Origin of the sequence: Streptomyces griseorubiginosus, assembly GCF_017614965.1 — a bacterium.
In the GTDB taxonomy this organism is placed as follows: domain Bacteria; phylum Actinomycetota; class Actinomycetes; order Streptomycetales; family Streptomycetaceae; genus Streptomyces; species Streptomyces griseorubiginosus_B.
This window is the reverse complement of sequence record NZ_WVUG01000441.1, coordinates 1-5709: the sequence shown is the minus strand read 5'-3', so window position 1 is coordinate 5709 and position 5709 is coordinate 1. Positions and strand designations below refer to the sequence as shown.

6 protein-coding genes are annotated in these 5709 nt (G+C 70.0%); 3 read left to right on the top strand and 3 right to left on the bottom strand.

Going from position 1 to position 5709, the window contains the following annotated elements; genetic code table 11:
• Positions 1-703, bottom strand: a 703-nt coding sequence (locus tag GRC12_RS41330; protein ID WP_208785595.1) for a TetR/AcrR family transcriptional regulator, incomplete at its 3' end; no start/stop codon positions are given.
• Between the two features lie 300 nt (positions 704-1003).
• On the opposite strand from GRC12_RS41330, the gene GRC12_RS41325 reads away from it, so the two are divergent.
• Positions 1004-1666: a Tat pathway signal sequence domain protein gene (locus GRC12_RS41325; RefSeq protein ID WP_208785594.1), complete on the top strand. Its 663-nt coding sequence runs from the start codon at positions 1004-1006 to the stop codon at positions 1664-1666.
• Positions 1667-1810: 144 nt separating this feature from the next.
• Here GRC12_RS41325 and htpG read toward each other — a convergent pair whose 3' ends face one another.
• Positions 1811-3718 carry a molecular chaperone HtpG gene (htpG, locus tag GRC12_RS41320; RefSeq protein WP_208785593.1) on the bottom strand — a complete coding sequence of 636 codons (1908 nt, stop codon included), beginning with the start codon at positions 3716-3718 and terminating at the stop codon, positions 1811-1813.
• A gap of 253 nt (positions 3719-3971) precedes the next feature.
• A complete protein-coding gene (locus GRC12_RS41315) occupies positions 3972-4397 on the bottom strand; it encodes a hypothetical protein (protein ID WP_208785592.1) in 426 nt (141 codons plus the stop codon).
• On the opposite strand from GRC12_RS41315, the gene GRC12_RS41310 reads away from it, so the two are divergent.
• Together GRC12_RS41310 and GRC12_RS41305 are read left to right on the top strand one after the other, a co-directional pair.
• Entirely contained in the window at positions 4396-4617 is a 222-nt protein-coding gene (locus GRC12_RS41310; RefSeq protein ID WP_208785591.1) for a hypothetical protein, read from the top strand. The genes GRC12_RS41315 and GRC12_RS41310 overlap by 2 nt on opposite strands.
• Positions 4618-4704: 87 nt before the next feature.
• Positions 4705-5709 (top strand): serine/threonine-protein kinase (locus GRC12_RS41305; protein ID WP_208785590.1); only part of this gene is annotated, 1005 nt, incomplete at its 3' end.

Sequence of the window (5709 nt, the reverse complement as noted above, 5' to 3'; positions counted from 1 at the left end):
TCGGGGGTGGGTCGGCGAGGCAGGCGGCGGCGCGTTCCGGCCCGACGAAGGGGGCCAGGACGGAGTACGTCAGGCCAGGCAGCAGGGCGGGCAGCTCGGCGGTCCGGCCGGCCGCGATCCGCCGGTATATCGCGGAGTACACCCCGCCGACGACCATGTCGATCAACTCCTCTGCGGGAACCGGGAGTTCGAGTTCGGGCAGGTCGGTGAAGAAGTGCCGGAAGCGGGCCAGGAGCGCCTCGCGCGCCTCCCGGCCGGCGGGACCGACCGCGTCGATCTCCACGATGGCCATGGCGGCGAAAGCGGGTGCCCCGGCGAGGATTCCGAGCAGCGCGCCAAGCCCGGCGCGCACCCGGTTGGGCCAGTCCGCGCCCTGGGCGTGCGCCTCCTCCATGGCGGAGAAGACCAGGGAGGTGCCGTGGTGGTGGGCGGCCAGGAAGGCGTCCTCCTTGCCCTTGAACAGTTCGTAGAAGACCGGCCTGGTCACGCCCGCCGCGGTACAGATGTCGCTGACCCGGGTGCGGGCGTAGCCGACCTGGGCGACGGTGCGGACGAAGCCGTCCAGGAGCCGGTCACGCTGGTTGGCGGCGACCACCTCGGGCGCGGCCCGACGCGGCCCCCGCCGGAGCGAGCGCTCAGGGTCGCGTCCCGTGCGGGTACCGGGCAGCACCAGCGCGGGCGGCACCGACGGCGCTTCTGCCATGCCACGTCCCTCCTCGCGAACTTCCGTACGGCGCCTTGACGTTGAATACCCGTCAGGTTTACAACCTTCACAGGTTTTCCACTCACGCGGACCTGCGGTGCAGACCGCTGGAGCCGTCAGTCTCACGCACCCGCAAGGCCGCAACAAGAGCCCCGGCACTCCTACGCCGGGTCAGCACCCGCACCGGTCCGCCGCTCCCTCCCTCCGGGAGCGGCCATGCGCGGGTCGTCGCCTCCGCATCCCCATGGCGGAGGCGACGACCCGCTCTCTTCGCCACCCCCCAGTACCAGAGGACCTGCCATGCGCAGACACACCGTCGTCGCCATAGCCGCCACCGCCGCCCTCGCGGGCCTGACGTTCCTCCCGGCCACCGCCGCCTCCGCGGACAGCGCCGTGCTCACCTACGGCAGCGCGGGCGGCAACGCCGTCGCCGTCGGCGATGTCATCACCGGCTCACTGGCCGGCGGCACCAAGGCCTCCCTCGCCACCAGCAGCGGCGGCAGCTCCGGCATCACCTGCACCGGCTCGACGCTCACCGCCACCGTGACCGACAACCCGGCCGCCCCGGGCACCGCCACCGAATCCGCGACGGCCCAGACCTTCACCGGCTGTTCCAGCAACGTCTTCGGCGTCACCGGGGTGCGCAGCATCACCGTCAACGGCCTGCCCTACACCACCTCCGCCGCCTCCGACGGCAGCGTCACCGTGACCCCGGCCGCGGGCGGCAGCATCCAGACCACGGTGGTCCTCTCCACCCTGCTGGGCTCCGTCACCTGCGTCTACCAGGCCCCCAGCCTCTCCGCGGTGAGCTCCAACGACTCCAACAGCCTGACCTTCACCAACCAGCCCTTCTCCAAGGTCTCCGGGTCCGGGCTGTGCAACGCCAACGGCTACTTCTCGGCCTCCTACGCCCCCCTGGTCGACAGCAGCGTCAGCGGCTCCCCCGCCATCTACACCAACTGACCGAGGTCGAGAGGGCTCGCCGACCCGGACCGGCGAGCCCCCGTCGAATAGGTTGAATAGGTCGAATAGGTCGAAAGTCGCTCATCTGCCGTGCCGGACGGGAGCCCCGGAACGCGTCCCGGGCCCCCGCCGCGCACGCGCGTATCACCGCAGGGAACGCTCCAGTCGTTCCGCCACCAGCTTCACGAAACGCGCCGGCTCCTTCGGCCGCCCGCCCTCCGCGAGAACGGCCAGGCCGTGCAACAGGTCGGCGGATTCGGCGAGTTCGCTCCGGTCCTCACTTCCCTGGAACGCCTGGTTCATCCCCCGCACAAGCGGATGAGTCGGGTTGAGTTCGAGGATCCGCTTCGTCGGCGGCACCTCCTGGCCCATCGCCCGGTACATCTCCTCCAGCGCGGGGGTCAGATCGTGGGCGTCGGAGACGACACAGGCCGGGGACACCGTCAGCCGCGCCGACAGCCGGACGTCCTTCACGTCGTCCGCCAGTTGCTCCTTCATCCAGCCCAGCAGCCCGGCGTACTCCTCGGCCTGCTTCTCCCGCTCCTTCTCGGCCTGCTCCTCGCCCTGTCCGTCGAGGTCGATCTCCCCCTTGGCGACGGACCGCAGCCGCTTGCCCTCGAACTCACCGACGGCGTCGACCCACACCTCGTCGACGGGGTCGGTCAGCAGCAGCACCTCGACACCGCGCGCGCGGAACGCCTCCATGTGCGGGGAGTTCTCCAGGCTCTGCCGCGACTCGCCGGTCATGTAGTAGATGTCGTCCTGGCCGTCCTTCATCCGCTCCACGTACTCCTGGAGCGTGGTCGCCCCGTCCTCGGCGTGCGTGCTGGCGAACGAGGCGACGGCGAGCAGGGCGTCGCGGTTGTCGGGATCGCCGAACAGTCCCTCCTTCAAAACGGCGCCGAACTCCCGCCAGAACGTGGCGTACTTCTCGGGAGCGCCCGCCTTCATCTCCTTGACCGAGGACAGCACCTTCTTCGTCAGCCGGCGCTGGATCATCCGGATGTGCCGGTCCTGCTGGAGGATCTCGCGGGAGACGTTGAGCGAGAGGTCCTGCGCGTCGACGACCCCCTTGACGAAACGGAGGTACGGCGGCAGCAGCGCCTCGCAGTCGTCCATGATCAGCACCCGCTTGACGTACAGCTGCAGACCGCGCCGGAAGTCCCGGGTGAACAGGTCGTGCGGTGCGTGCTCCGGCAGGAACAGCAGGGCCTGGTACTCGAAGGTGCCCTCGGCCTGGAGGCGAATCGTCTCCAGGGGGTCGCGCCAGTCATGGCTGACGTGCTTGTACAGCTCGTGGTACTCGTCCTCGGAGACCTCCTCCTTCGAACGGGCCCACAGTGCCTTCATCGAGTTCAGCGTCTCGGGCTCGGCCCCGTCCTCGCCCTCGTCCCCCGCCGGCCTCGGCACGAGCCGGATCGGCCAGGTGATGAAGTCCGAGTACCGCTTGACGATCTCCTTGATCTTCCACACCGAGGTGTAGTCGTGCAGCTGGTTCTCGGGATCGGCCGGCTTGAGGTGGAGGGTGACGGCGGTCCCCTGCGGCGCGTCCTCCACGGTCTCCAGGGTGTACGTCCCCTCACCGCGCGACGACCAGCGCGTACCGGTGCTCTCCCCCGCGCGCCGGGTCACCAGGGTCATCTCGTCCGCCACCATGAAGCCGGAGTAGAAGCCGACGCCGAACTGCCCGATGAGCCCCTCGGCGCCCGCCGCGTCCTGAGCCTCCTGGAGTTCCTTCAGGAAGGCGGCCGTACCCGAGTTGGCGATGGTGCCAATGAGTCGGCCGACCTCGTCGTACGACATTCCGATGCCGTTGTCCCGGACGGTGAGCGTGCGCGCGTCCGGGTCGACCTCGATCTCGATGTGCGGGTCGCTGGTGTCCGCCCCGAGGCTGTCGTCCCGCAGCGCGGCCAGGCGCAGCTTGTCCAGCGCGTCGGAGGCGTTGGAGACCAACTCTCTCAGGAAGACGTCCTTGTTCGAGTAGACCGAGTGAATCATCAGCTGGAGCAGCTGACGGGCCTCAACCTGGAACTCAAACGTTTCGGTCGGCATGGTTCGCGTATCCCTCGCAGGTCCCTGGTCACCGATGCGGACGAGAGCCACTGTGACGCGCCCCCGGCCCGGGGTCCAGGAATCCGGTCCGGGTCGCCCAACCCTTCCGATGCCTTCCTGCCCGTCCTGTCGGCCCGTCCACGCGCTCGGCGACTCCACCCGCCCGACGGCGACGATTCGGCGTCCTTCGGGAAGGATCTTACGTCGGCAGCCGCCCCCGGTCCTGCCTCGCGCCGCTGGGCCACGGGAACTGTCAGGGGAGCTTCTTCATCAGGCGCAGTCCGATCCAGTACGCGAGGACGGCGACCGCGAAGCTGGCGAGGAAAGCAGCCACATACGTGTGGTCACGGGTCAGTCGCTTCGCCGTTTCGACGGCCGGTCCGAAAGCGAAGAAGTAGCCGTTCGTGGCCGCCAGGGCGGCTCCGGCCCTGTCCTTGGTCCACCGCGCCTTCGGCGCGGACTCGCTTGTCACCGGACGGTTGTACCGGGGACGCGTACCGTGCGCAAGATCGAGGTGACCGGGAGAGAGCGCGGGGGTGGCCGAATCCCGGATCCGCAGGCCAGTTTTGTCGCCCTCGGGCTCGAAACCCCAGGTCAGTCGGCTGCTGCCGGCCGTGTCGTCCAGGGTTGTGCCGATGGCCACAGCGAGGGGGATCCGCGGTGGCGCATACTGAGCCATGACCAAATCCGCGTCACCGAAGCGTCATCTGCCCACCAGCCCCTTCAAGGCCCCGGTCGTACCAGCTCCGAAGCACTTCGCCGTCGGTGACCAGGTCACCCACGACATGTACGGCCTCGGCCGGGTCATCGGCATCGAGGACGGCATCGCGGCGCTCGTGGACTTCGGCTCGGCGCAAATGCGGATCCTGAGCCCGTACGCGAAGATGACCAAGCTCTAGCACCCCTCTGCACCCCGTCGCGGCCCGCCTGGCACCATCGTCGTCGACGTGTACAGGCGGGGTGGAGCGTGACGGGGGAGGACGGGCGTGGAGCCACTCGAGGCCACGGATCCGGGCATGGTCGGCGGTTTTCCGTTGCTGGCGCGGCTCGGTGCGGGAGGAATGGGGCGGGTGTATCTGGCCCGCACCCCGGCCGGACGTCCACTCGCCGTCAAGACCATCCTCCCGGACGTCGCCGCCGCGGCGGACTTCGAGCAGCGCTTCGCCCGCGAGATCCGCAACAGTGACCGGGTCCGCTCGCCATGGACCGTGTCCGTCGTGGACTTCAGCCCTCCGGGGCACCGCCCGCCCTGGCTGGCGACCGAGTACGTCGCCGCGCCGTCCCTCGCCGACTGGGTCACCGCACACGGACCGCTTCCCGCCTCCACCCTGCTGGCGCTCGCCGGGGAACTGGCCGCGGCCCTGGCCGCCGTACACGCCTGCGATCTGACCCATCGGGACGTCAAACCGTCCAACGTGCTGCTCGCCCGTGAGCGGCCGATGCTCATCGACTTCGGGATCGCCCGCGCCACCGACGACACCCGGCACACCCGCACCGGCGGGGTGATCGGCTCCCCCGGCTACCTCGCACCCGAACAAGCGTTGCGCGGAGCCGCCGGCGCACCCGGGGACGTCTTCTCCCTCGGTGCCGTGCTCGTGTTCGCGGCCACCGGCCATGGACCCTTCGAGCAGCCGGGCGAGGCGCTGTCCGCTGCCTCTCTCATGTACCGGATCGTCCATGAGACACCTCGCCTCGACGGTGTCCCCGGTGAACTGCTTCCCGTCGTACGCCGATGCCTGGCCAAGGAGCCGGACCATCGGCCCGTCAGCGCCGAACTCACCGCCCTGCTCCCACGGTTGGCGGCGGACGCCGGGTGGCAGTCGCGTCTGCCCTCCGGACTCGCCGAGGACATCGCGGCCCGTGCGGTCCAGGCCGGTGAGCTGATCGCTGCCGCAGCGGCCGCTCCCACCCACGGGGCCGTTTCAGTTCCCGGCGGTCAAGGCCCCGTGTTCCCGCCGTCGCAGCCGTCCTCGGCCCCCGCCCCGACCAGC

Bases quoted from the DNA above. Each gene is read 5' to 3' on its own strand.
- htpG (WP_208785593.1), bottom strand. From the start codon at position 3,718: ATGCCGACCGAAACGTTTGAGTTCCAGGTTGAGGCCCGTCAGCTGCTC.
- GRC12_RS41310 (WP_208785591.1), top strand. From the start codon at position 4,396: ATGACCAAATCCGCGTCACCGAAGCGTCATCTGCCCACCAGCCCCTTC.
- GRC12_RS41315 (WP_208785592.1), bottom strand. From the start codon at position 4,397: ATGGCTCAGTATGCGCCACCGCGGATCCCCCTCGCTGTGGCCATCGGC.
- GRC12_RS41325 (WP_208785594.1), top strand. From the start codon at position 1,004: ATGCGCAGACACACCGTCGTCGCCATAGCCGCCACCGCCGCCCTCGCG.